23 protein-coding genes and 1 pseudogene are annotated in these 26,709 nt (G+C 32.4%); 16 read left to right on the forward strand and 8 right to left on the reverse strand.

What is annotated here, in order from left to right; genetic code table 11:
* Positions 1-110 precede the first annotated feature (110 nt).
* The 3 genes from leuS (at position 111) to GQR95_RS06870 (ending at position 4,993) form a co-directional block, all read left to right on the forward strand.
* Positions 111-2,939, forward strand: coding sequence for a leucine--tRNA ligase (gene leuS, locus GQR95_RS06860; protein ID WP_159022469.1), 2,829 nt, complete (start codon positions 111-113; stop codon positions 2,937-2,939).
* 176 nt (positions 2,940-3,115) lie between these two features.
* A complete protein-coding gene (ald, locus tag GQR95_RS06865; RefSeq protein ID WP_159022470.1) occupies positions 3,116-4,216 on the forward strand; it encodes an alanine dehydrogenase in 1,101 nt (366 codons plus the stop codon).
* A gap of 81 nt (positions 4,217-4,297) precedes the next feature.
* Positions 4,298-4,993 (forward strand): zinc metallopeptidase, encoded by a 696-nt coding sequence (locus GQR95_RS06870; protein WP_159022471.1) that lies wholly within the window; start codon positions 4,298-4,300, stop codon positions 4,991-4,993.
* 81 nt (positions 4,994-5,074) lie between these two features.
* Here GQR95_RS06870 and GQR95_RS06875 read toward each other — a convergent pair whose 3' ends face one another.
* Both GQR95_RS06875 and GQR95_RS06880 read right to left on the reverse strand, forming a co-directional pair.
* Positions 5,075-5,683: a superoxide dismutase family protein gene (locus GQR95_RS06875; protein ID WP_159022472.1), complete on the reverse strand. Its 609-nt coding sequence runs from the start codon at positions 5,681-5,683 to the stop codon at positions 5,075-5,077.
* A 99-nt stretch (positions 5,684-5,782) separates the two neighbouring features.
* Positions 5,783-6,253, reverse strand: coding sequence for an Lrp/AsnC ligand binding domain-containing protein (locus tag GQR95_RS06880; protein ID WP_159022473.1), 471 nt, complete (start codon positions 6,251-6,253; stop codon positions 5,783-5,785).
* Between the two features lie 751 nt (positions 6,254-7,004).
* Here GQR95_RS06880 and GQR95_RS06885 point away from each other — a divergent pair.
* From GQR95_RS06885 to pckA (GQR95_RS06895), 3 genes and pseudogenes are all read left to right on the forward strand, one after another.
* On the forward strand, positions 7,005-7,400 hold the full coding sequence (locus GQR95_RS06885) for a DUF423 domain-containing protein (RefSeq protein ID WP_159022474.1): 396 nt from the start codon (positions 7,005-7,007) through the stop codon (positions 7,398-7,400).
* A gap of 105 nt (positions 7,401-7,505) precedes the next feature.
* The gene (gene pckA / locus GQR95_RS06890) at positions 7,506-9,137 is read left to right on the forward strand and encodes a phosphoenolpyruvate carboxykinase (ATP) (RefSeq protein ID WP_159022475.1); all 1,632 of its coding nucleotides are present in this window, start codon (positions 7,506-7,508) and stop codon (positions 9,135-9,137) included.
* Positions 9,138-9,456: 319 nt separating this feature from the next.
* Positions 9,457-11,070 (forward strand): annotated as a pseudogene (pckA, locus tag GQR95_RS06895) (phosphoenolpyruvate carboxykinase (ATP)).
* Positions 11,071-11,161: 91 nt separating this feature from the next.
* Here the strand turns inward: pckA (GQR95_RS06895) and GQR95_RS06900 are convergent.
* Positions 11,162-11,911: a uroporphyrinogen-III synthase gene (locus GQR95_RS06900; protein WP_159022476.1), complete on the reverse strand. Its 750-nt coding sequence runs from the start codon at positions 11,909-11,911 to the stop codon at positions 11,162-11,164.
* A 25-nt stretch (positions 11,912-11,936) separates the two neighbouring features.
* Complete coding sequence (locus GQR95_RS06905; protein WP_159022477.1) at positions 11,937-12,584, reverse strand: DUF4271 domain-containing protein; 648 nt, start codon at positions 12,582-12,584, stop codon at positions 11,937-11,939.
* A 108-nt stretch (positions 12,585-12,692) separates the two neighbouring features.
* Between GQR95_RS06905 and GQR95_RS06910 the strand changes: the two genes are divergently transcribed.
* From GQR95_RS06910 to GQR95_RS06920, 3 genes are read left to right on the forward strand one after another with little or no spacing between them, the layout of a single operon-like run.
* Positions 12,693-13,418, forward strand: a complete 726-nt coding sequence (locus GQR95_RS06910; protein WP_159022478.1) for a polyprenol monophosphomannose synthase — start codon at positions 12,693-12,695, stop codon at positions 13,416-13,418.
* Between the two features lie 4 nt (positions 13,419-13,422).
* Entirely contained in the window at positions 13,423-14,769 is a 1,347-nt protein-coding gene (locus GQR95_RS06915) for a dihydroorotase (protein WP_159022479.1), read from the forward strand.
* Positions 14,770-15,240 (forward strand): DUF4296 domain-containing protein, encoded by a 471-nt coding sequence (locus GQR95_RS06920; RefSeq protein WP_255473256.1) that lies wholly within the window; start codon positions 14,770-14,772, stop codon positions 15,238-15,240.
* Here the strand turns inward: GQR95_RS06920 and GQR95_RS06925 are convergent.
* Positions 15,237-16,244: an NAD-dependent epimerase/dehydratase family protein gene (locus GQR95_RS06925; protein WP_159022481.1), complete on the reverse strand. Its 1,008-nt coding sequence runs from the start codon at positions 16,242-16,244 to the stop codon at positions 15,237-15,239. The genes GQR95_RS06920 and GQR95_RS06925 overlap by 4 nt on opposite strands.
* A gap of 85 nt (positions 16,245-16,329) precedes the next feature.
* Here GQR95_RS06925 and tyrS point away from each other — a divergent pair, with 85 nt between their 5' ends.
* Positions 16,330-17,634 carry a tyrosine--tRNA ligase gene (gene tyrS, locus GQR95_RS06930; RefSeq protein WP_159022482.1) on the forward strand — a complete coding sequence of 435 codons (1,305 nt, stop codon included), beginning with the start codon at positions 16,330-16,332 and terminating at the stop codon, positions 17,632-17,634.
* 180 nt (positions 17,635-17,814) lie between these two features.
* On the opposite strand, the gene GQR95_RS06935 is transcribed toward tyrS, so the two are convergent.
* A complete protein-coding gene (locus GQR95_RS06935; protein WP_159022483.1) occupies positions 17,815-18,795 on the reverse strand; it encodes an acyl transferase in 981 nt (326 codons plus the stop codon).
* A gap of 129 nt (positions 18,796-18,924) precedes the next feature.
* Entirely contained in the window at positions 18,925-19,257 is a 333-nt protein-coding gene (locus tag GQR95_RS06940; protein ID WP_159022484.1) for a T9SS type A sorting domain-containing protein, read from the reverse strand.
* A gap of 197 nt (positions 19,258-19,454) precedes the next feature.
* Between GQR95_RS06940 and GQR95_RS06945 the strand changes: the two genes are divergently transcribed.
* Both GQR95_RS06945 and GQR95_RS06950 read left to right on the forward strand, forming a co-directional pair.
* Positions 19,455-20,129, forward strand: coding sequence for a response regulator transcription factor (locus tag GQR95_RS06945; RefSeq protein WP_159022485.1), 675 nt, complete (start codon positions 19,455-19,457; stop codon positions 20,127-20,129).
* Positions 20,129-21,172: a cell wall metabolism sensor histidine kinase WalK gene (locus GQR95_RS06950; RefSeq protein WP_159022486.1), complete on the forward strand. Its 1,044-nt coding sequence runs from the start codon at positions 20,129-20,131 to the stop codon at positions 21,170-21,172. Before GQR95_RS06945 ends, GQR95_RS06950 begins: the two co-directional genes overlap by 1 nt.
* Here the strand turns inward: GQR95_RS06950 and GQR95_RS06955 are convergent.
* Positions 21,155-22,201, reverse strand: a complete 1,047-nt coding sequence (locus tag GQR95_RS06955; protein ID WP_159022487.1) for a glycosyltransferase — start codon at positions 22,199-22,201, stop codon at positions 21,155-21,157. The two genes, GQR95_RS06950 and GQR95_RS06955, sit on opposite strands and share 18 nt — an antisense overlap.
* Positions 22,202-22,420: 219 nt before the next feature.
* On the opposite strand from GQR95_RS06955, the gene trmB reads away from it, so the two are divergent.
* The 4 genes from trmB to GQR95_RS06975 are packed head-to-tail and all read left to right on the forward strand — an operon-like array spanning position 22,421 to position 26,692.
* Entirely contained in the window at positions 22,421-23,095 is a 675-nt protein-coding gene (trmB, locus tag GQR95_RS06960) for a tRNA (guanosine(46)-N7)-methyltransferase TrmB (protein WP_159022488.1), read from the forward strand.
* Positions 23,096-23,099: 4 nt separating this feature from the next.
* Positions 23,100-23,735: a lysine transporter LysE gene (locus tag GQR95_RS06965; protein WP_159022489.1), complete on the forward strand. Its 636-nt coding sequence runs from the start codon at positions 23,100-23,102 to the stop codon at positions 23,733-23,735.
* Positions 23,735-24,082: an MGMT family protein gene (locus GQR95_RS06970; RefSeq protein ID WP_159022490.1), complete on the forward strand. Its 348-nt coding sequence runs from the start codon at positions 23,735-23,737 to the stop codon at positions 24,080-24,082. The genes GQR95_RS06965 and GQR95_RS06970 overlap by 1 nt, the downstream gene beginning before the upstream one ends.
* 60 nt (positions 24,083-24,142) lie before the next feature.
* Complete coding sequence (locus GQR95_RS06975) at positions 24,143-26,692, forward strand: M1 family aminopeptidase (RefSeq protein ID WP_159022491.1); 2,550 nt, start codon at positions 24,143-24,145, stop codon at positions 26,690-26,692.
* Positions 26,693-26,709 lie beyond the last annotated feature (17 nt).

Here is a 26,709-nt window from a genome sequence, read left to right on the forward strand (position 1 = left end):
TTTGTAAAAATATAAAAGAAATCTATTTCATTAAGGATAACAACGTTTAAACTTTCAACATTGTTATAATAACCTTAAATTTGCGCCTTTATTAAGCGGAATACGACAACATGCAATATCATTTTAACGACATAGAAGCCAAGTGGCAAAAATATTGGGCAGAACATAAAACGTTTCAAGCCAAAAATCAATCTGAAAAACCTAAATATTACGTACTCGATATGTTTCCTTATCCTTCAGGAGCAGGATTACATGTTGGGCATCCGTTAGGATATATTGCTTCAGATATTTATGCGCGCTACAAACGCCATAAAGGATTTAATGTATTGCATCCGCAAGGTTACGATAGTTTTGGTTTACCGGCAGAACAATATGCGATCCAAACCGGGCAGCATCCTGCAATTACGACCGAAACTAATATTGCAACGTATCGTCGTCAGTTAGATCAAATCGGATTTTCTTTCGATTGGTCTCGCGAAGTCCGTACTTCTAATCCAGAATATTATAAATGGACACAATGGATTTTTGTTCAATTATTCAATTCTTGGTTTAATAACGATTCAGGGAAAGCTGAAGATATTTCAACTTTAGAAACTATTTTTTCTGCTGAAGGAAATACAACAGTAAATGCCGTTTGCGATGATAATATCGAACCGTTTACTGCTGAAGCATGGCATTCATTTTCATCTGAACAAAAACAAGATGTTTTATTACAATATAGATTAACGTATTTAGCTGAAACAGAAGTAAACTGGTGTCCTGCATTAGGAACAGTTTTAGCAAACGACGAGATTGTTAACGGCGTGTCTGAACGTGGCGGACATACGGTAGTTCGTAAAAAAATGACACAATGGAGCATGCGAATTTCTGCGTATGCAGAACGTTTACTTCAAGGTTTAAATACTATTGATTGGACAGACTCTTTAAAAGAAAGTCAGCGTAACTGGATTGGGAAATCTGTTGGAGCTTCGGTTACTTTTAATGTAAAAGGACATGACGATAAAATAGATGTGTTTACAACCAGACCTGATACTATTTTTGGTGTGAATTTCATGACGTTAGCACCAGAACATGAATTGGTGGCTAAAATTGTAACTGCTGAACAAAAAGCAGACGTTGAAGCATATATAGAAAAAACCGCAAAACGTAGCGAACGCGAACGTATGGCCGATGTAAAAACCATTTCTGGTGTATTTACAGGAGCATATGCAGAGCATCCTTTTACTAAGGAACCCGTTGCTATTTGGATTGGAGATTACGTGTTGGCGAGCTATGGAACTGGTGCTGTTATGGCCGTGCCTTGTGGTGACCAACGTGATTATGATTTTGCAAATCATTTTGGGATTACGATTCCTAATATTTTTGAAGGCGTAGATATTTCTGAAACGGCTTTCGGAGAAAAAGGAAAAACGAAATTAATGAATAGCGATTTCTTAAACGGACTAGCTTATAAAGAAGCAAGTAAAAAAGCCATTGAAGCATTAGAAGCTATTGGGCAAGGTGAAGGTAAAACAAATTACCGTTTACGCGATGCTGTATTTAGTCGTCAACGTTATTGGGGAGAGCCATTTCCTGTGTATTATGTAAATGGAAAACCACAAATGATTGCAATGGAACATTTACCAATCCGTTTGCCAGAAGTAGAAAAATATTTACCAACCGAAACCGGAGAGCCGCCTTTAGGTCGTGCCGATGTTTGGGCTTGGGATACCGAATTAAATACCGTTGTTAGCAACGAAAAGATAAATAATACAACTGTTTTTCCTTTAGAATTGAACACGATGCCAGGTTGGGCGGGAAGTTCATGGTATTTCTTCCGTTATATGGAAGAAGCTTCAAAAAGAGGTGATGCATTTGCAAGTGAAGATGCGCTTAACTATTGGGAAAGTGTAGATTTATACATTGGTGGTAGCGAACATGCAACTGGTCATTTATTATATTCTCGTTTCTGGGTGAAATTTTTAAAAGATCGCGGATTTGTTAATATTGAAGAGCCTTTTAAAAAGCTAATTAACCAAGGAATGATTTTGGGTACCAGTGCTTTTGTGTATCGTGAAGAAGGAACGAATACTTATCTTTCTCATGGTTTAATTGAAGGTAAAAGTGTTTCTCCTATTCATGTAAAAGTTCAGTATGTAAATGCTTCAGATGAATTAGATATTGAAGGATTAAAAACTGATGGTGAGTTTGGTGAAGATTTTAAAGATGCTGAATTTATTTTAGAAGATGGTGTTTATAAAGTAGGTCGTGAGGTTGAAAAAATGTCGAAATCGAAATACAACGTGGTTAATCCAGACCAGATTTGTGCAGAATATGGTGCCGATAGTTTAAGATTGTACGAAATGTTCTTAGGGCCTTTAGAACAAGCTAAACCTTGGAATACAGCAGGAATTACAGGAGTACATGGTTTTCTTAAAAAATTATGGAAATTATATATCGGTGAAGAATCTGTAAATGTTACAGATGCAGAACCCACAAAAGACAATTTAAAAACGCTTCATAAAACCATTAAAAAGGTAGAAGACGATATCGAGAATTTTTCTTTCAATACATCGGTATCTACGTTTATGATTGCTGTAAACGAATTCAACGCTCAAAAATGTGTAAGTAAAGCAGTGTTAGAACCATTCTTGGTTTTATTATCACCTTATGCACCACATATTGCAGAAGAATTATGGAGCCAGTTAGGGAATTTAGAATCAATTTCTGAAGCACCTTTCCCAGAGTTTGATGGTAGTCATTTAGTAGAAAGCAGTAAAGTGTATCCTATTTCTTTTAACGGAAAAATGCGTTTCACTTTAGAATTATCTTTAGACTTAGGAAAAGGCGAAATTGAGAAAATTGTAATGGCTCATGAAAAAACACAAGACCAATTACAAGGGCGTACACCTAAAAAGGTAATTGTTGTGCCAGGAAAGATTATCAATATTGTAGGATAATCTAAATTCTGGTTTTCAAATTCAGAAATTATCAATACATTTTTTTAGAAATATATATAATCACCTCTATATTAATAGGGGTGATTTTGTTATATATAATAATATGTAATTCAGTGATATAGATTTGTGGGTGTATTAAATTTTAATCAATTTTATAACATCAAAAATCTGTAATTATGAAAATAGGCATTCCAAAAGAAATTAAAAACAACGAGAATCGCGTAGGGATGACTCCAGCAGGAGTTTTCGAATTAGTTAATCAAGGTCATACCGTTTATGTACAAGCTACAGCCGGAGAGGGCAGCGGGTTTTTCGATACCGTATATCAAGAAGTTGGAGCAGTTATTTTAGAAACCATTCAAGAGGTTTACCAATCTAGTGAGATGATTGTAAAAGTGAAAGAGCCTATCCAGGAAGAGTATGCTTTAATTCAGCCTAATCAGATTCTATTTACCTATTTTCATTTCGCATCTAGTGAAGCATTAACGCTTGCTATGCTTAAAAGCAATGCTGTTTGTATTGCGTATGAAACTGTAGAGGATGAAGATGGCACTTTGCCGTTATTAACACCAATGTCTGAGGTTGCAGGAAGAATGGCTATTCAGCAAGGTGCTAAATATTTAGAAAAGCCCATTAAAGGACGTGGTATTTTACTTGGAGGAGTTCCTGGAGTTTCGCCAGGGAAAGTACTTATTCTAGGAGCAGGCGTTGTTGGTGTTCAGGCTGCTAAAATGGCTGCGGGTTTAGGTGCTTCTGTTACTGTTATGGATGTAAATATGAAACGTTTAAGATATGTAAACGATATTATGCCTAGCCATGTGGTTACAGAGTATTCTAGTGTATATAATATTAAAAAACACATACAAACACACGATTTAATTGTTGGTGGTGTATTGTTGAAAGGCGCAAAAGCACCAAAATTAATTACAAGAGAAATGTTGAAGGTTATGCGCCCCGGAACCGTTTTGGTAGATGTTGCTGTAGATCAGGGTGGATGTATGGAAACTACAAAAGCGACTACGCACGAAGATCCTACCTTTATTATAGACGATATTGTGCATTACTGTGTAGCAAATATGCCAGGCGCTGTACCTTATACGTCTACTTTGGCTTTAACAAATGTAACGCTATCTTATGTGTTGAAATTAGCCAACAAAGGTTGGGAGCAGGCTTGTGCAGAAGATAGGTCTTTGGCACGTGGATTAAATATTGTTGATGGTAAGATTGTATATAGTGAAATTACTGAAGCTTTTGATTGGGGAGTAGAATATGCATAAACACTGACAAATTTTCTTAACTTAAATTTGGCGCATTATTTGATATAATATATTAAATTTAACCAGATAAAATTAAGAAAAATGTTTACATATTATATACTTATTGGTGCAATTGCTTTAGTAAGCTGGTTGGTTAGCAACAAGCTTAAATCTAAATTCAAGACGTATTCTAAAGTCCATTTAAGAAATGGAATGAGTGGAAAAGAAATTGCTGAAAAAATGTTAGCAGACAATGGAATTCGCGATGTAAAAGTCGTATCTGTTGCTGGTAGATTAACAGATCATTATAATCCTCAAAATAAAACCGTGAATTTAAGTGAGTCTGTATATTCTCAAGCTAATGCAGCAGCAGCAGCAGTAGCAGCTCACGAATGTGGCCATGCGGTACAAGATGCTCAGGCGTATAGTTGGTTAACCATGCGTTCGCAATTGGTGCCGGTTGTAAATATATCGTCTAAAATGTCGCAATGGTTAGTTATTGGTGGTTTAATGTTAGGCGCTGCAGCAGGATCTGGATTAGGGTTTTATGTGTCCGTATTAGGATTATTAATGATGGGAATGGCAACAATTTTTAGTTTTATAACCTTACCAGTAGAATACGATGCGAGTAATCGTGCTTTAGCTTGGTTAAAAAATAAAAACATGTTAGCTCCAAATGAATACGATGGAGCGGAGGATGCTTTAAAATGGGCAGCTCGTACCTATTTAGTTGCGGCAATTGGTGCATTGGCATCTTTATTGTATTGGGCAATGCAAATTTTAGGAAATAGAAGTTAAAAGAATTTATAGTATTGAAAAAGGTCGGATTGTAAAATCCGACCTTTTTTTTGTTCTATATAATAGGTATAAACGTTTTTATTATTGAATTGCACCACAAGCAATACGTATTCCTGCGTCTCCGGTTGGTTGTGTTGTAAAATCGTCTGTACCTTGGTGAATTATAATTCCGCGACCTCCAATAGTTCTTGTGGTGTCTTGGCAGGTTATGCACCATTCATCTGTTTCAAAAGTAACTGTTGCTTTTCCGTTTTCGTCTGTAGTAAAGTTACCAATATCTCCACGGTGATAACCTTGAACGTCTCCCCATTTTCCGTGTTTCGAATTTGTAGGATTCCAATGTCCTCCAGAAGATTTTCCGTCAGGAGAAGAACAATCTGCTTTTTCGTGTAAATGTATAGCGTGTACTGTTTTTGGTTTTAGGCCTTCTAGTTGTGCCAGCATTTTTACGGTATCATTCATTTCTGTAAATACAACTGTCCCTGAAACTTTGCTGTCGCTCTTTGGCTCTAGATTAACTGTAATCATATTAGTCTGGTCCATTTCCTTTTTCATTGCATTGTTGGTAATGCTTTCGGTGTTTGGTGTATGTGTTGGGTCGGACATCGGGTCGCTTTTCTTTTTCTTATTTTGGCAAGAAGTAAATCCTATTATGCAAACGGCGATTAATACTGTTTTGATAATTTTCATAATGTTGATTTTTAATTGTTTACCGTTAAATTATAAAATCAACATTATAGAGATTGATAGAAATGCATTAAAAACTAACTCAAATCGTATGCGTAAATATTATATCGGAATTTGGCGATCTATTTGTTGTTGTAGAGAAATAAAGGTTTCTGTTCTAGATACACCATCTATAGATTGTATGTCTTTGTTAAGTAGGTGCATTAAATGCTCGTTATCTCGACATAAAATTTTAATAAGAATACTCCAGTTTCCTGTGGTGTAATGGCATTCTATAACTTCTGGAATTTTATTTAGCTGTTTTACAGCTTCTGGGTTGCTCATAGCTTTGTCTAGATAAATTCCAATAAAAGCCATGGTGTTATAGCCTAATACTTTAGGATTTATCGTGAATTTAGAGCCTGAAATTAATCCTGATTTTTCTAATTTTCTTAAGCGTTGATGAATTGCTGCTCCAGAAATTCCTACGCCTCGAGCAATTTCTAGAATAGGTGTTCTTGCGTCTTCCATTAATGCGCGAAGAATTTCCTTATCAATTCCATCAATTTCAATATTCTGATTTGAAACTTTCATAAAAATAATTATTAAAAATTAAAACATAAAAGTAGTAAAAGTCTTTAAAATTGAAATGATTTTGTTTTGATACTTGAAAATTTGTAATAGCTGATTCGTTTTTTAGCGAGATTTAAAAGCTGTCGTTAGCAACATTAACAGCCTTATTCATTTTTTAGAGATTGTATTTGTAAGTGTTTTTCCGAATTAATTTTTAAGTATTCTTTTGACTTGTTTTAAATGCCTTTTTATCTCTTTTTGGTTAGGCTGTAGTTTTAGGGGTTGGTGTTGTGTTTGCGTTCGTTAAATCGCCTGTAATTTGATTGTCTAATTTTGTATTTTATCTATAAAAACACATAAAAGCTGTAGTTTGTCTGTCGTTTTTGTGGTTTACTTTGTGGTCGCTCGTTATTTTGCTTGTAAATCCCGTTTTTACTCATGAAATTTCATTTTTAGTGCTAACATATCGCTATAAATATTTGGGCGATTTTGCTGAATATTTACTAAATGTGCGAGAATCATTGTCAACTTTTAAAAGAACGCTTTCAGAAGGCGTAGAAATGATAATATCTTCATTTTTAACGGTTTTTTTCTTCGAAATGTCGTTAAAAATGTCGAACTTTATAGTAGTTACATTAACTAGGTTTTCTATTCGTTTTTTACATTACCTAAAGGAATAACGGCAAAGTTAATGTGTAGGTTTTCGGCTTCAAAATTTATCTAACACATATTCGATTTAATAAGATGTCGAAATCTTCAAATTTAGATTTATATGGAAAAAAAAATAATAATTACCGGCGGGATTTTAGGTCTTTTAAGCGTAATTATTGGTGCTTTCGCAGCACATGGACTAAAGCCATTAATATCGGCTGAGTCTATTCAGACATTCGAAACAGGAGTGCGTTACCAAATGTATCACGCTTTACTATTGTTGTTTGTGGGAGGAGCATCTTTTTTGCCGAAAGCAAAAAAAACACTAATATTTTATCTTGTATTAATTGGCGTTATTTTGTTTTCAGGTTCTATTTATGGTTTAGCAACGAATGTGCTTACTGCATTTGATTTTAGAACCATAGGATTAGTAACTCCAATAGGTGGATTACTAATGATAATAGGTTGGTTAATTATGATATTATCATTCTTTAATTTAAAAAATGATAATGGTTAAAAATATAATATATAACTCAATTTAATTAAGTGCGAATATGAAAGTTTTGTAGATTATTATTATGAAATGAAATTTTGATGTTTGTATAGTAAAACATGTAACATTATGGTAGATAACAATCAAATCATGAAACCGATCTCGTTAGAAAAATACGGAATCAAAAATGCAGAAGTTAAGTATCAATTATCTTCAGAAGAACTACAGAAAATAACAGTTGAAGCAGGACAAGGTAAAGAAACTGCTAACGGAACTTTAGCTGTTAATACAGGTAAGTTCACAGGACGTTCTCCTCAAGATCGTTTTATTGTAAAAGATGATTATACTTCTGAAAGAGTTTGGTGGGGAAAAACAAACAAACCAGTATCTCCAGAAAACTTTGATAAACTTGAAAAAGAAGTAACAAAATACCTTTCAGGAAAAGAAATTTACGCAAGAGATGGTTATGTATGTGCAGAACCTCAATATAGAACAAATGTAAGAACAGTAAGTGAATATGCATGGTCTAACCTGTTTGTTTTTAATATGTTTTTACGTCCTACTGCTAGCGAATTAGAAAACTTTGATGAAGATTGGTTAGTACTTTGTGCTCCTGGTTATTTATGTCCAGATCCAAAAGCTTACGGTATTCGCCAAGGAAACTTCTCTATTATAAACTTTACTAAAAAAATAGCTTTAATTGGAGGATCTGCTTATACAGGAGAAATTAAAAAAGGTATTTTCTCTGCTATGAACATGGTTTTACCAGTAGAAAAAAATGTATTACCAATGCACTGCTCTGCTAACGTAGGTAAAGAAGGTGATACTGCTATTTTCTTCGGATTATCAGGAACAGGAAAAACAACACTTTCTGCAGATCCAGAAAGAAAATTAATTGGAGATGATGAACACGGTTGGACAGCAGATAACACAATCTTTAACTTTGAAGGTGGATGTTATGCAAAAGTTATCGATTTATCTGAAGAAAAAGAACCAGACATCTTTAGAGCTGTTAAACCAGGTGCTTTACTTGAAAACATTGTAATTAAAGAAGACGGACAACCAGATTATTTAGATAGCAGTATTACTCAAAACACACGTGTAAGTTACCCTATTTATCATATAGATAATATCCAAGAAAAACTTTACGCAAACAATCCAAAAAATATTTTCTTTTTAACTTGTGATGCTTTTGGTGTATTACCTCCAGTATCTAAATTAACTCCAGGTCAAGCTGCTTACCACTTTATCTCTGGTTATACTGCTAAAGTTGCAGGAACAGAAGCTGGAATTACAGAACCAGTACCATCTTTCTCTGCTTGTTTTGGAGAACCATTTATGCCATTACACCCAACAGTTTACGGTGAAATGTTAAGTAAAAAAATGACAGAAGCTGGTGTAAACGTTTGGTTAATTAATACAGGATGGAGTGCAGGACCTTACGGTGTTGGATCTCGTATTAAATTAAAATATACAAGAGCAATGATTACTGCAATTCTAAACGGAGAATTAGAAAATGTTGATTTCGATCAAAACTTTATTTTCGGTTTACATATGCCTAAATATTGTCCAGGTGTACCAACAGAAATCTTAGACCCAATGAATACTTGGTTGAAAAAAGGAGAATATATTGGAAAAGCTATTCAATTAGCTCACTCATTCCACTTGAATTTTGAAAAATTCTCAGGTCAAGCTTCAGAACAAATAATGGAAGGTGGACCATTAATAGACGAACACCACCACTTACATGAAAACTTATAGTAAATAAGTATATATTTAATATTAAGAAAAGGCTGTCTAAAAAGACAGCCTTTTTTTTGTGTTTAATTTTTTTAATATTATAAGATATAAAGCAACAGCGTTTATAAAATTAATAGTTAAATTTAATTAATTAAAAAAGGTAAATTTTTTATAAATCTACTAAGATAAAAAGTGTGAAACCTTCGGGAATTAATTGTATCTGAAGAAAATAGTAATTTATGTAAATGTTATTTTAAATATAGAACAGAATAATTAATTGAATTATATAGCCGCAAATATTGATTTCTTGATGTTTGTGCACTAAAACCACATTAAAACTATGAGTAACAATCAAATCAAAAAAACGGTTTCGTTAGAGTCTTACGGAATCAAAAATGCCAAAGTTAAGTATCAATTATCTTCAGATGAATTACAAGATCTAACTATTGAAAAAGGTCAAGGTGTATAAGTGTCTTCTGGTGCATTAGCCGTTAATACTGGAGAATTTACAGGAAGATCTCCTAAAGATAGATTTATTGTTGAAGATGATATCACAAAAGATAAAGTTTGGTGGGGAGATATAAATATTCCTATCGCACCGAGCATATTTGATGCCTTATATGATAAGGTTGTAGGTTATTTGTCTGAAAAAGAAGTATTTGTAAGAGATAGTTGTGCTTGTGCAGATGTAAATTACAAGATGAATATTCGTGTTGTAAACGAGCATCCTTGGACTAATATGTTCGCGTATAATATGTTTTTAAGACCTACAGAAGAAGAGTTAAAAGACTTCGATCCCGAATGGACAATTATAAATGCACCAGGTTTTATGGCAGATCCAAAAATAGATGGAACACGCCAACATAATTTTGCCATATTAAACTTTACAAAAAAAGTGGTGTTAATTGGTGGAACTGGTTATACAGGTGAAATTAAAAAAGGAATTTTTTCTGCTTTAAACTTCATTCTTCCAGTATTTAAAAACACACTTCCAATGCACTGTAGTGCTAACGTGGGAGAACAAGGAGATACAGCTATTTTCTTCGGACTTTCAGGAACAGGGAAAACAACACTTTCTGCAGATCCAAGTCGTAAATTAATTGGAGATGACGAACATGGTTGGACCAAAGAAAACACTGTTTTTAATTTTGAAGGTGGTTGTTATGCAAAAGTGATTAACTTATGTAAAGAAAACGAACCTGATATTTATAATGCTATTAAACGTGGTTCTATATTAGAAAACGTAATTGTAGGTAAAGATGGAGATGTTAATTTTGAAGACACTACAATTACACAAAATACACGTGTAAGTTATCCTATTAACTTTATTGATAACATTCAAGTACCATCTATTGGAGAAAATCCTAAATATATATTTTTCTTAACAGCAGATGCTTTTGGAGTAATTCCTCCAATATCTAAATTAACGCCAGCGCAAGCTGCATATCACTTTATTTCTGGATATACTGCAAAAGTAGCAGGAACAGAAGCAGGAATTAAAGAGCCACAACCATCGTTCTCTGCTTGTTTTGGAGCGCCATTTATGCCTTTACATCCTGCAAAATATGCAGAAATGTTAAGTAAGAAAATGAAAGATGCTGGTGTAAATGTTTGGCTTATAAATACCGGATGGACCGGAGGAGCATATGGTGTTGGTACACGAATGAAATTAAAATATACACGTGCAATGATTAATGCCGTTTTAAATGGAGATTTAGGATTGTATAATCACCACGATTATCATATACACTCTGTTTTTGGAGTGGCTCAACCTAGAAAATGTCCAGGAGTGCCTGATTCAGTTTTAAGCCCAAGAGCAACTTGGAATGATGATGAAGCTTATTATACTACAGCATTTAAATTATCGAATGCATTTAGAATGAACTTTAAACAATTTGAAAGTATAGCAAGTGAAGAAATTAGACGTGGAGGACCACAACGTTATAATCCATAAAAGGTCTAAAGTGCCAATTGATTTAAACCAAAAAAAAGGCGATTCATTTTTGAATCGCCTTTTTATATGCCGTAAAGTTAAATAAAAGAAGTTATCTTCCTTTGTTTACCTTTTCAATATATTTTTCTAATGCCATAGTCATAGAAGGTGTTTCTGGTGTTGGAGCAGAAATATCTACTCGTAATCCTTTTTCTTCTACAGCTTTAATTGTTGTGTTTCCAAATACAGCGATACGTGTATCGTTTTGTTTGAAATCTGGAAAATTATGAAATAGAGAATCAATGCCAGATGGGCTAAAAAATACTAAAACATCGTATAATACATCTGCTAAATCAGATAAATCACTAATTACAGTTTTGTAAAATACAGCTTCCTTCCAATCAATTCCTAAACCATCTAAAATTTTTGGTACTTCAGGCTTTAATTTGTCTGTAGTAGGTAATAAAAATTTTTCGTCTTTATATTTTTTAATTAAAGGCGTTAGTTCAGTGAATGTGCGTTTTCCTACGTAAATTTTTCTCTTTCTATAAACCACATATTTTTGAAGGTAATACGCTACGGCTTCAGATTGACAGAAATATTTCATTGAATCTGGTACTTTAAAACGCATTTCTTCAGCAACTCTAAAAAAGTGATCTACCGCATTTCGGCTAGTTAGAATAATAGCAGTGTAGTTATGAAGGTCTACTTTTTGCTGTCTAATTTCTTTTGCAGGAACGCCTTCTACGTGAATAAAAGGACGGAAATCAATTTTTACTTTTTGCTTTTCTTGAAGATCAAAATATGGAGAATTTTCTATTTTAGGTTCTGGCTGAGAGACTAAAATTGTTTTCACTTTCATGAGCGTTTTTTTATTAAGTTGCTCCCTAATAAAGTGTAATAAATTTATACAAAATTATATAAGGTGCGATTTCGAGAGTGCAAAGATACAAAATAAAATAAAATAGGTTAGATTTTATTAATTTTTGATAACGTTTAAAAGAAGTACTTGAACGTATAATTAATATGGTAAGTAAGATTGATATTACAATATATAAAATTGTTTTTGATGGAGTTACACTATAAATAAAAATTGCATTTACAGGAACAAGCAACATTCCAAAGTAATTTTTATAGCTCTTTTTTTGAAAAATGTAGTTGTCAATAAGATCATCTATGTTAAATAAATTGGCTATAAGTTTTTCAAAAAGTATTTTTACAATTAAAAACACAGCAATACCAAATGTAATAGTAAGTATAAGTTTTGTGTCTATAATTGCATTGGCAAAAAAGACTTTGTAGCAAATACTTAGAAAGATAGCGGTAGAAATAATAGAATTTGTTAGTAGCAGACTATCAAATTGGTCTATAACCTTAAGGTCTCGAGAATAAATATTAAAATATTTAGAATTGGTTAGAAGCGCAGCTAAATCGTTAAATCTATTTGTAAATCGTGCTTTAGCAAAGGCAAGACAAATAAGTCCTACCATTATTAAAATGGTGAATATTTCGTTATATGTAACCTCTCGAAGCATGAGCCAAAATTATTTAAAATAATAATAGCGACATTGAATTATTAAGAAATATTTTAAAAAAAGAAGGAGTTAAAAGATGTACATTTGTAATATTAATAGCAATTTTAAGTGAGAGACTCTATAGTCATAATCCCGACATATAACGAGATTGAAAATATAGAAGCCATAATTAGGGCTGTATTTTCGCAAGAAAAGGACTTTAATATTCTGGTTGTCGATGATAATTCGCCTGATTTAACAGCTTTAAAAGTAAAAGCATTACAGAAAGAATTTCCTGAGCGTTTATTTTTAGAAGTTAGACAAGGCAAATCTGGTTTAGGAACAGCATATATTCATGGGTTTAAATGGTGTTTAAAACATGCTTATCAATATGTTTTTGAAATGGATGCCGATTTTTCTCATAATCCTTCAGATTTAGTCCATTTGTATAATGCTTGTGCTAATAATGGTGCAGATTTATCTATTGGATCAAGATATGTAAAAGGTGTAAATGTAGTAAACTGGCCAATGAACCGTGTGTTAATGTCTTATATGGCATCTAAATACGTTAGGGTTATTACAGGTATGAAAATTCATGATACAACAGCCGGTTTTGTATGTTATAAACGAGAAGTTTTAGAGACTATTAATTTAGATAAAATAAAGTTTGTAGGTTATGCGTTTCAAATAGAAATGAAATTTAAAGCTTACATTAAAAAGTTTAAAATAGAAGAAGTACCGGTTATTTTTACCGATAGAACTAAAGGAGAATCAAAATTAAGTTCAGGAATTATTTCTGAAGCTATTTTTGGTGTGATTTCAATGAAATTGAAAAGTATATTTAAAAGACAGTAATATTATGCAGCTAAAACAAGTACTAATAAAAAACGCTAAGATTGTAAATGAAGGCGAGATTTTTGAAGGCGACATTTTAATTGAAGGTGAATTTATTAAAGAAGTAGGAGAGTCTATTAGTGCTAAATCTTCAGAGGTTCAGGTTTTTGATGCAGAAGGTAAATATGTGCTGCCAGGAATTATAGATGATCAGGTGCATTTTAGAGAGCCTGGATTAACTCAGAAAGCAAATATTGCAACAGAATCTAAAGCAGCAATTGCTGGAGGTATTACGTCGTTTATAGAAATGCCCAATACAATTCCGCAAACTACTACAATTGAAAAATTAGACGAGAAATTTGCTATAGCTGCAGAAACATCTCATGCGAATTATTCGTTTATGTTTGGAGGAACTAACGATAATTTAGAAGAAATTTTAAAAGTTGATACTAAAAATGTAGCCGCTTTAAAATTATTTTTAGGCTCGTCTACAGGGAATATGCTTGTAGATAATCCGAAGGTTTTAGAAGAAATTTTTTCAAAAGTTAACATGTTAATCGCTGTGCATTGTGAAGATGAACAAACGATTAAAACTAATTTAGAAGCCTTTAAAGAAAAGTATGGAGAAGATATTCCTATTAAATATCATCCAGAAATTCGTAGTGAAGAAGCTTGTTATTTATCGTCTTCAACAGCAATAGAACTGGCTAAGAAAACAGGTGCAAGATTACATGTGTTTCACTTATCTACAGGAAAGGAAACTAAATTATTTACAAATAAAATTCCGTTAAAGGATAAGAAAATCACTGCCGAAGTTTGTATTCATCACCTATGGTTTACAGATGCAGATTACGAGAAAAAAGGAACATTTATTAAATGGAATCCAGCAGTAAAAACGGCTAAAGATCAAGATCAGCTTTGGGAAGCGCTTTTAGATGGTCGTATAGATGTTGTGGCTACAGACCATGCGCCACATACGTTAGAAGAAAAGCAAAATATTTATACTAAAGCACCTTCTGGAGGGCCATTAGTACAACACGCCTTACCTGCAATGTTAGAAATGCACCATCGTGGTAAAATTTCTCTTGAAAAAGTGGTTGAAAAAATGTGTCATAATCCGGCAATATTGTTTCAAGTAGAAAAAAGAGGATTTATTAAAGTTGGCCATTATGCAGATTTAGTTGTTGTAGATTTAAATAATCCTTGGACGGTTACAAAAGAAAATATTTTATACAAATGCCAATGGTCTCCTTTCGAAGGAACAACATTTAAATCTCGTATTACAGATACATTTTTAAATGGAGAATTGGTATATCATAATTTTAAATTCAACAACGTTAAAGCAGCAAAACGTTTAACTTTTAATAGATAGATGAAACGTTTAATTTTAGGTATATTAATCTTATTTAGTATAACATCTTGTCATGATATTAGTAAGCCTGCAAAGCCGAAAAATCTGATCTCTAAAAACAAGATGATAGATATTATTATAGATATGAGTATGCTGTCTGCAACTAGAGGTTTCGATAAAAAAAAGTTAGACAGCAATAGTATATCCGTAAAATCTTATATATACAATAAGTATAATATAGATAGTTTACAGTTTGTAAAAAGTAATGAGTATTATTCTTATAATCTTGAAGAATACGAAGCTTTATATGAAAAAGTAGATGATAGCTTAAAAGCGCTTAAGCAGAAGTTTCAAGATATTCAGGATGCAGAATTAAAAGCAAGTCGCAAACAAGATTCGTTAGATAAGCTGATTATTCCTGAACTAAAACCTGTTAAGGGCAAAATAAACTTAAATCCGGATAGCTTAAAAGTAATAAAGAAGAGAGATTAATTTTCGTTTTTAAATTGTTTAGATATTGCCAGGATACTGTCTTCTATAGGTGTCCATTTATAATGTAAAAGCGATGTTATTTTCTCTGTACTATAAGTAGATTTTGTATTAATAGTCTGAGCGACTTGTTTACTTAGAATACGTTTTTTTCCAGTAAGTCCGTGTTGTAACCAATCCAAACGCCATCCTAGTTGTGCTTGCCAAGGTTGTATCGCTTTTGTAGGTGGTTTTACTCCTAATTCTTTAGCTATAGTTTGTAATACGTGTTTAAAACTCCAGTGTTCTGCTATTAAAATATAGCTTTTATTTTTAACGTCTGATTGCATTAAGGCAATCATAATATTTACAACATCGTTTACATCAATAAATCCAGTAATGCCATTTGTGTAGTATTTTAGGTTCTTGTATACACGTTTAAATAGATTACCACTACCTTGACTCCAATTTCCCGCTCCTAAAATAACGCCAGGATTTACAATTACCGCATTTAAACCTTCTTGTGTGCCGCGCCAAACTTCCATTTCTGCACCGTATTTTGTAATAGCATACACATTATTGTCTTCTTCCGGATTCCAATACGTTTCTTCTGTAACCGGATCGTTAGTTAGAGATTCTCCTAAAGTAGCAATAGAACTTACATAACAGAGTTTTTTTATATCATGCGCTAAGCATAAATTAACAATATTTGTAGTGCCTTGTGTGTTGGTTCGTTTTAACGTTAAGTAATCGTTAGGATCGAAAGACACTAAAGCTGCACAGTGATAGACGTAAGTTATATTCTTAAAAGCGTCGTCTAAATCAGGAACATTTAAAAGGTCTGTCTTTACCCATTCAATACTATTAAAAAGGGAATCTACATTGTCTGTGTAGTACGAAAAGACTTTTTTTACAACCTCAAGTTTGTGTTCAGATCTGTAAATTGCCTTTATTTTTTTCTTATCGCTTGCTAGTTTATAAAGTAAATGCGAACCAACAAGACCTGTGCCTCCTGTAACTAAAATCATAAATCGAAGGTAAAGAATTATTTAATATAGGGGTAATTATACTACGATTTTTATCTTTGCATAAGATTATTAAAATTTAGAACTAATGACTGAAAATTTTGTTGAAGAATTAACGTGGAGAGGTTTGGTGCATGATATTATGCCTGGGACTGAAGATCAATTGAATAAAGAAATGACAACAGCCTATATTGGCTTTGATCCAACTTCAGATTCTTTGCATATTGGAAGTTTAGTACCTATTATTATATTAGTTCATTTAGAAAAAGCAGGGCATAAACCTATGGCTTTGGTAGGTGGAGCAACAGGTATGATTGGTGATCCTTCTGGAAAAAGTGACGAACGTAATTTGTTAGACGAAGCAACTTTAGCAAAAAATGTAGCAGGAATAAGAGGAGTGTTATCTCGCTTTTTAAACTTCGATTCTACAGAAGCTAATGCACCAGTATTAGTGAATAATTACGATTGGATGAAAGATTTTTCATTCATAGATTTCGCCCGCGATGTTGGTAAACGTATCACCGTAAACTACATGATGGCTAAAGATTCTGTTAAGAAGCGTTTTTCTGGAGAAGAAGGTAGTATTGGAATGTCGTTCACAGAATTTACCTACCAACTAATTCAAGGTTACGATTTTTACCATTTACATAAAAACTATAACTGTGTATTGCAAATGGGAGGTAGTGACCAATGGGGAAATATTACTACAGGAACCGAGTTAGTAAGACGTATGAATCCTGGTGTAGAAGCGAAAGCTTATGCGATGACTTGTCCGTTAATTACAAAAGCAGATGGGTCTAAATTTGGTAAAAGTGAAGGAGGAAATGTGTGGTTAGATGCAGATAAAACATCTGTTTACAAATTCTACCAATTCTGGTTAAACACCACAGATGAGGATGCCGAAAAATATATTAAGATCTTTACATTCTTAGATAAAGCAACTATTGAAGCTTTAATTGAAGCACATAAAGAAACGCCACATTTAAGATTGTTACAAAAGAAACTAGCAGAAGAGTTAACCACATTTGTACACTCTAAAGAAGCTTTTGAAAATGCAGAAAAAGCATCGAATATATTATTCTCAAAATCTTTTAAAGCAGATATTAAAACGTTAGACGAGGAAACATTTTTAGATGTGTTTGAAGGTGTGCCAATGGCAGAGATTTCTAAAGCAGAATTAGGAGATATTGATATGATTGCAGTACTTGCTGCTAAAACAAACTTCTTAGCCTCTAATAGTGAAGCTAGACGAGCGTTAAAAGAAAATGCAGTTTCTGTAAATAAAGAAAAAGTAAAAGAAGATTATAAATTAAGCGCAGACGATTTAATTAACGATAGTTATATCATTATTAATAAAGGAAAGCGTAATACATATATTGTAAAAGTTATTTAAAATAATAAAGCCGGATTATTTATAATCCGGCTTCAATAAAAACCAACTAACCATTAAAAACCAACCTTTCTTTACTGAACCTAAAGCAAGGAGGTTTTTTTATAGTCGGTGTATAATCTGTTTACTTTCAGTATATTTTGTAAATTATATGTTAAAATTCTGTAACTCGAAATAATAGGGTTATAAAGCCATTAAATTGCAACCACGAATATCAGAATTATCAAAGCGACCAATCACTTCAAAGGCGTTTTCTCCTGTAATTTTTCCTAAATCTTGTGTTGCTATAAAAGCACAAGAATTTACATTAGCTAAATCAATTACATTTATACCTCCGGTTTTTCCTTCTGTCTGAATTGTTAAAGCATCTTCAGGATCTCTTGTTAAAATTTTCATCCAAGGCGGACAGTTAAAAATACCATGACCTTTAGAATAGCCCTGACTTAAAAGCTCTGTCATACCATATTCACTATGTATCTGGTTTACTCCAAAACCTGCTTTTAAAATATCGTGTAATTCTGTTCTAATAAGTTCTTTGCGACGACCTTTCATACCTCCGGTTTCCATAATTATGGTATGCTTTAGATTAAACTGGTGCGCTTCAACCAAATCTAATAAAGCAAAAGACACGCCAATTAAAAGTACGTTTTGTCCTCTAGAATCCAAATCGATTAATTTAGATTTTAACTCCGATAAATTATTTAAATAAAATCCGCTTTCAGAATGATTAGATTGGTTAATCATATCGTTAACCATGTATATTAATGAAGATCCGTTACGTTCTAAATAAGATGGTAATAAGGCTAAAACCACATAGTCGTTAATGTTTCCATACGCATTGGTAAATCCTTTTCTAAAGCTGTCTTCGTAAATAGAAGTGTCTGTTACCAAGTGTTTACTTGTTACGCTTCCTGTAGTTCCGCTACTAGAAAATGTGCATTGTACGGGTGCAGTACTGCTTAAAATGTCACGACTTTTAAAAAACTCTATTGGTAAAAACGGAATGTCTTTGTAGTGTGTTACATCGCTTGGGTGTATGTAGAGTAAGTCGCAAAACGATCTATACGTCCGATTGTTTTTAAACTGAAATTGAAAAACATTCAATGCTTGTTCATTAAATTGGTTTTCCGTTTTAATATTAAAAATAGCTTGAGTATCAATCATAGTTTTGAGATAAAAAACATAAGCAAAAATAGTTAAAATAAAAAAGCATTGCCAAGAGCAATGCTTTAAAATATGTTTTAAAAAAAGATTTTTATGAATGTTAAATGTAATATTTAAAGATTGTTAACGTTATTTAACTACAAGCTTTCTTGTTGTAGAGATGTTGTTTTCTTTAATTTTAATAATATAAATCCCAGGATTTAATTTAGAGATGTTTATTTCTTTACCAAAAAGAGTAGTTTTTAAAATAGACTTTCCTAAAACATTAAAAATTTCAATGTCTTTAGTTAGGTTTTCCTTGGTAACAATATACAATTTACCATTACTCACCGGATTAGGATAAATTGTAAGGTCTTCAATATTCTTAATCACATCTCTGTTTGTTGCCTGTGCTTGGGCAGTAACCGACATTATAAGAAATAAAAAGAAACATAAAAGAGTAAGTAGGTAGTTTTTTTTCATCAAATTAAATTAATATATAAAGGTAATAAATTCATAACAAATTTTAGGCCATAATTTGTTAAACTGTGTTATTGTTGATCTTAAATGATTATAGTGTAAGGTTGAAGTTACGTTATTGTTATTAAAAAATTGTTTCTTAAGAATGATTGTTATATATTTTATCTTTGAAGATTAAATAACATTTTAATAAACTAAAAATGGACATAAAAATTTTGTTGGTTGATGATGAGCCGGATATTTTAGAAATAGTAGGTTATAATTTATCTTCTGAAGGCTACGAGGTCATTACAGCAGAAAACGGAGTTGAAGCCGTTAAAAAAGCTAAAAAAGAAAAGCCACAACTTATCATTATGGATGTAATGATGCCGGAAATGGATGGTATTGAAGCTTGCGAACAAATTAGAAATATTCCAGAATTAAAAAATACAATTATTACGTTTTTAACAGCCAGAGGCGAAGATTATTCTCAAGTAGCCGGATTCGATGCTGGAGCAGACGATTATATTACAAAACCAGTAAAACCAAAAGTTTTAGTGAGCAAAGTAAAAGCTTTATTAAGACGTTTAAAAGAAGAATCTATAAACGAATCTATCGTTAAAATAGGGGATTTAACAATTAATAGAGACGAGTATAAAATTGTTTTAAAAGAAGAAGAAATCGTGCTTCCAAGAAAAGAATTTGAACTATTATCTTTATTAGCTTCTAAGCCTGGAAAAGTATTTAAACGTGAAGAAATTTTAGATAAAGTTTGGGGTAATGAAGTTGTAGTTGGGGGACGAACAATAGATGTTCATATTCGTAAACTTCGTGAAAAAATTGGAGACCATTGCTTTAAAACTGTAAAAGGTGTTGGTTATAAGTTTGTAGATTAATGCCGAAAAAAACCAAAAAAACATACAAGTTTGCAGTGAAAACGGCAGGCTATTCGTCTATATTATTAGGATTTCTATTTAGTGTTTACTTATCGATATTTTCTACTTTCAATATCTTCCATGTACTTGGTTTTGTAGGGGTGTTTTTCTTTGGATGTTTCTCTATTATTCAATATCGTGTAGAAGTATTTATCTATAAAAGGGTAAAGAAAATTTACGACGATTTAACACTTCTTGAATCTACAACACTTCGTAAAAAACGAATTACTACAGATATGGCAACGCTTACTGAAGAGATTGATAAGTATGCCAAAGACAAAAAAATAGAAATCGAAATGTTACAAGTTCGTGAGGAATACAGAAAGGAATTTCTGGGTAATATTTCTCATGAATTAAAAACACCATTGTTTACAGTTCAAGGTTATGTATTAACGTTGCTTGAAGGTGCTGGTAATGATAAAAATATTAGAGAAAAATATTTAGACCGTGCCAGTAAAGGGGTTGAACGTTTAATATATATAGTGAATGATCTAGATATGATTACCAAATTAGAGGTTGGTGATTTAAGACTAGAAATGGAAGAGTTTGATATTGTGGAATTGGTTTCGAATGTATTTGATATGTTTGAAATGAAAGCTGCTAAAAAACGTATAACACTTACCTTTGATCGGGATTACGAGGAACCAATTTTTGTAAACGCAGATAAAGAACGCATACAGCAGGTGTTAACCAATTTAGTGGTGAACTCTATTAAATATGGCCACGATAAAGGAACGACAGAAGTTAGTATTGAAAACTTAATTAAAAACAAAGTTATAGTTCGTGTTACCGATAATGGCGAAGGAATTCTTCCTAATCATATTTCGCGTTTATTCGAGCGTTTTTATAGAGTAGATAAAAGTGGTTCTAGAAAAGAAGGTGGTTCTGGTTTAGGATTAGCCATTGTAAAGCATATTATTGAAGCTCACGACGAAAAAATTTACGTTGAAAGTGATTTTGGAGTGGGTAGCGAATTTTCTTTTACATTAGAAAAGACTAAATAAATCTTTAAAATTAGCCGTTGCGTTTTGACCGTCTAATCCTTCGTAAGCAGATATGTTTTCTAGTTTATCAATAGTAAAATCATTTTGCTTGCAATAGGGTACAAGTTTTAATTCATCTAAACGTTCTGCTAAATATTCTTGTTCAAACTGACCAGGAGTTGGGATAAAAAATGCTTTTTTCCCTAATACAGATAAATCCATAACTGTAGTGTATCCAGATCTGGAAAGCACAAAATTACTTGCATTTAGTGCGTTTTCTAAGGTTTTACCAGTCATAAAATTGGTAATAGTTAAATTGCCATTAGTTGTAGTAATTTGTTCTTTTTCAATCACACCACGGACACATAAAATACGTCTAGAATCTGTTTTAAAAGTTTCTAATAATTTCTCTTCTAAAAATGTACGCTGAGGTTCTGGTCCGGAGAGTAAAATCATGATATCGTAAGTCTTTTCAATATCATGTCTTTCAAACCTGCTTAACGGTCCTAAATATTTTAGAGGAATCTCAATCCCTTTCATATGGCTTAATTTACCACTTAAACTCGGTTCGTTTTCGTGGTCAGGAACCCAACATTGATTAAATTTTTCAATTATACGTTGGTGCATTTTTGTGCTTAACCAAGTTGTGTTTCCGCTTAAAACTTGCAATTGGTGTGTTATAAAAACCGATGGAATTTTTTTACTGTGCACTCCAAGTCTATTGTCTGAGATAATACCGTCTATATTATGTGTTTCAATAAGTACTTTAGTCGCTTTCTTTTCAGCTTTAATGGCTTTTATTAATTTTGGAGAATCTTTTAAAAGCTTGAGTTTAAAAAAATGGCCTTTTTTAGCATAAGTAATATCGTAGGCAGGAAGCTCTACAGTTTCTACCGTAGGAAATTCTTTTTTTAAAAGAGCTAAAGCAATACCATCACTAGCAATTACAGGAGTGAAATTGTTTATAATTAACTGATTTATAATTGGGATACAGCGTGTGGCGTGTCCCAATCCCCAATTTAAAGGCGCAATAAGTATTCTTTTTTTCATAAAAAGGAGAGCTAAACTCTTTTTGTATAATTATAAATGTAATCCTGTAATTTCTTAAAAGGATGTTTAAATATCCTAAAAAACATTCAATTCAATATGTCCTAATTCTTATAAAAATCTTTATTAATTATTAAATTTTAAAACTAAAGGCGAAAAAATTGTAAATTAATAACTCTCTACCGTATTTTCGCAATTATTTTACAAGTAAATTTTTATATAGTGGGGAGCAAAAATAAACTGAAACGATTTAGAGAAAACGAAACTTTTAGCAATGTGTTTCAACCAAGTCGTGAAGCATTGGTAGATGCGGAATTTGATTTAAAAGGACATTGGAACGAAAAAGTCTTTAAAAACGATAACCCTTTAGTTTTAGAATTAGGGTGTGGTAAAGGTGAATACTCGGTTGGGTTAGCTCAAAAATTTCCGAATAAGAATTTTGTAGGTATAGATATTAAAGGAGCACGATTTTGGAGAGGTGCCAAAACTGCTATTGAAGATGGTATTCCTAACGTTGCGTTTTTAAGAACTCAAATAGAATTAATTGAGTATGCTTTTGCAAAAGGCGAGGTAGACGAAATTTGGATTACTTTTCCAGATCCGCAAATAAAATATAAGCGTACTAAACATAGAATGACTAATACTGAGTTTTTAGAGAAATACAAAAGTATTTTAAAACCAGATGGTATTATGAATTTAAAAACTGATAGTGAGTTTATGCATGGTTATACTTTAGGGTTGTTACACGGTGCCGGACACGAGGTTTTATACGCTAATCACGATGTGTATAAGCAAGAAGGAAGCCCAGAAGAGGTTACCGAAATACAAACGTTTTACGAATCTCAGTACTTAGTAAAAGGTAAGGCGATAACGTATATTAGGTTTAAAATAAAATAGGAATTTGAATATTACGGTCATCTTTATTTTAGGGTTTATTGTGTCTTTTCTTGGTGTAGCTCCTCCAGGGCTTTTAAACATGACCGCTGCTAAAATTAGTTTAAAAGAGGGGTACACGCGAGGGATTGTATTCTCTATTGGTGCTTGTATTATTGTTTTAATACAAACCTTTATAGCTGTTATTTTTGCTAGATATTTAACAATGCATCCCGATGTTGTAATTGTTTTACAGCGTGTTGCTTTGGTTATCTTTATTTTAATATCTATGTATTTCTTTTTTATTGCAAAAGGAGACGGAGATCTTACAAGTGAAAAAATTCCCGAAATTAGAAGTAAAAAAAGTCGTTTTTTTCAAGGCTTACTTATGTCTGCTTTAAATATGTTTCCTATTCCTTTTCAGGCGTACATGAGTGTTACACTCGCTTCTTTTGGATGGTTAACTTTTGAGCAATCAGATATTCTTACTTACGTTTTAGGCTCTGCTATGGGCTCTTTTGTAATGCTTTATTTGTATATGATTTTTTTCGATAAAATTAAAAGTACACAATTTAAGTCGCAAAAAAACATGAACTTATTAATAGGAGTAATTACAGCAATTGTTGCATTAATAACTTTAATTCATGTTGTAAAAAAAGTGTAATGAAACCAGAAACACTACGCTTTTTCGATAGAGTTTACGAGGTTGTTAAGCAAATTCCGTATGGTAAAGTTACTAATTATGGTGCAATTGCCCGGTATTTAGGAGCAGCAAAAAGTGCTAGAATTGTTGGGTATGCCATGAATGCTTCTCATAATATGGACGATGTTCCTGCGCATCGTGTAGTAAATAAAAATGGTTTGCTTACGGGTAAATTTCATTTTGATGGTACAAACCTTATGCAACAACTTTTAGAAAATGAAGGCGTTAAGGTTAAAAATAATCAGGTAGAGCATCTAGAAACTTATTATTGGGATCCTAGTGAAGCTTTGGACGAATTAGACACATAAAATAGAAGATTGGTTTATAGTGGTTTTTGTTATCTTGTATGATAAATAAAATCTCTATTTATGAAAATTAATATTATAGTTGTCTTAGCCTTGTTTTGTTTATGGTCTTGCCAAGAAGAAACCAAAGACTATTCTAAAATAGAGCCCGGAGTATCTTGGGATTTAGCACAACATAGAAAAGAGAATCTATCCAATATTAATTATAAACTAAGCTTTAATTTACCAAAAGAAAAGGCTGAAGCTATTCTTGCAAATTTAGAATTACGTGTTACTCTTAAAGAGGCAAACGAACCCTTAGTTTTAGATTTTAATCCCAATAATACTAGTAAACCAAAAGTGTTTATTGCTTCAGATTCTATTGAAAGTATTCAAGAACACGAACATCTTATCATTCCAGAACACTATTTAAAAGTAGGGGAAAATGTATTTCAGATCGCTTTTCAGGCAGGCGATCAATACTTGTATAGAAACGATGAGTATTTGTATACGTTATCTGTTCCAGATCATGCTAGAGCTTTGTTTCCGTGTTTCGATCAGCCAAACCTTAAAGCAACCTTTAATTTAGAACTTACAGCCTCTAAAGATTGGACGGTGTTAAGTTCTACATATCCCGAAATTACTTCAGAAACGGCAAACACTTCAACCTCTGTTTTCGAAACATCTAATGTAATGAGTACCTATTTGTTTTCTTTTGTAGCAGGAAAGTTTGACCAAGCGACTCGAGATAATCATCATTTTTTATACAGAGAGCAAGATTCACTTAAAATTGATGAAAGTTTAGATCCTATTTTCAATTTACATAAAAAATCATTAGCCTATTTAGAAGCTTATACGGGGTATTCCTTTCCGTTTAAAAAGTTAGATTTTGTTGCTATTCCGTTTTTTCAGTTTGGTGGTATGGAACATATTGGTGCTATTCAGTATAAAGAATCATCTTTGTTTTTTGAAGATTATATGCCAAAATTATCACATTGGAATCGTGCTAATTTAATTTCTCACGAAGTGTCACACATGTGGTTTGGAAATCTTGTAACTATGAATTGGTTTGACGATGTATGGTTAAAAGAAGTGTTTGCGAATTTTATGGCTGCTAAAGTGGTGAATCCAAATTTCCCTGACCTAAATTTTAATCTATTAACTCTAGTTACAAAAGCGCCAAGAGCTTATAGCGTAGACCGTACAAAAGGTACAAATGCGATACGCCAGAACTTAAATAATTTAAACAATGCAGGAAGTCTGTATGGAGATATTATTTATAATAAGGCACCAATAATGATGAACCAATTAGAAATGTTATTGGGGAAATCGCAATTTCAGTTAGGTATTCAGGAATACATAAAAACCTATGCCAACGGTAATGCTACCTGGGAAGATTTAATTAGTATTCTAGACGCAAAGTCAGATACAGATCTTAAGGCTTGGAGTGCTGTTTGGGTAAATCAATCTGGTAGACCCGTATTTACAAACGATATTATTTACGAGAATAATACTATAAAATCACTAACACTGCACCAAAAAGCAGAAGATGGTAGCGCTAATTTGTGGCCTCAGCAATTAGAAATTGCGTTAATTTATCCAGATTCCATCGTTAAAAAAACAGTTTTTGTTGAAGGGAAATCTCAAAACATTACAAGTTTAAAAGGAGTGCCTAAACCTAATGCAATAGTTTATAATAGCAACGGTTACGGATATGGTATTTTTCCTATAGATCCTGTTGCCGCTTTAAATAGTTATCAATTAAAAGATGAAGTTGCTAGAGCTTCAAATTATATAAATACTTACGAAAATACACTCTCAGGAAATATTCCCGTAAAAACCGCTTTAAATACTTTTTTAAATGGATTGCAACATGAAACCAACGAGTTAATTATGGGGACATTGTCTTCAGATTTTGCAAGTTTATATTGGAATTTTTTAAGTGAAGACGAGCGGGAAGCGCTTCAGCCCACATTATCCAATAAATTATGGGAACGCTTACATATGGAATTATCTTCGTCCGTAAAGAAAAGTGTTTATACTGCTTTCTCTAATTTAGCGTATCAAGGCGAAAGTTTAGATCAGTTATATAAAATTTGGAATAAGGATGTAACTATTGATAGTTTAAAATTAAATGAAAAAGATATTACAAACTTAGCAATGACGTTGGCTTTGTGTAACCACCCAAAACACGATGCTATTTTAGCTAAAACTGAAACCCAAATCTCTAGTCCAGATGCTAAGGATAGATTTAAATTTTTATTACCGGCATTGTCTTCAAATAATGCAGATCGAGAAGCTTTATTTATATCATTTAAAGATGTTAAAAATAGAAAAAATTCAAGTTGGGTTGGAACTGCAAATCATTATATTCATCATCCGTTACATCAGAAGGAAGCCATTAAATATTTGCCTTTAAGTTTAGAGTTATTAGAAGAGGTAAAGAATACAAGCGATTTGTTTTTTCCTTTAAAATGGTTACAGTCTACAATTGGTAAATATCAATCTAAGGAAGCGAAAGCTGTTTTAGATGCTTATTTAAGTGCGCATCCAGAATTAAATCCGCAGTTAAAATCTAAAATTTTACAAGCAACAGATAATTTAACGAGGTACCAAGACCTGATTAAAAAATAAAGTGTTTCTGCTTTTAA

The sequence above is a fragment of the Formosa sp. L2A11 genome, from assembly GCF_009796865.1.
In the GTDB taxonomy this organism is placed as follows: domain Bacteria; phylum Bacteroidota; class Bacteroidia; order Flavobacteriales; family Flavobacteriaceae; genus Formosa.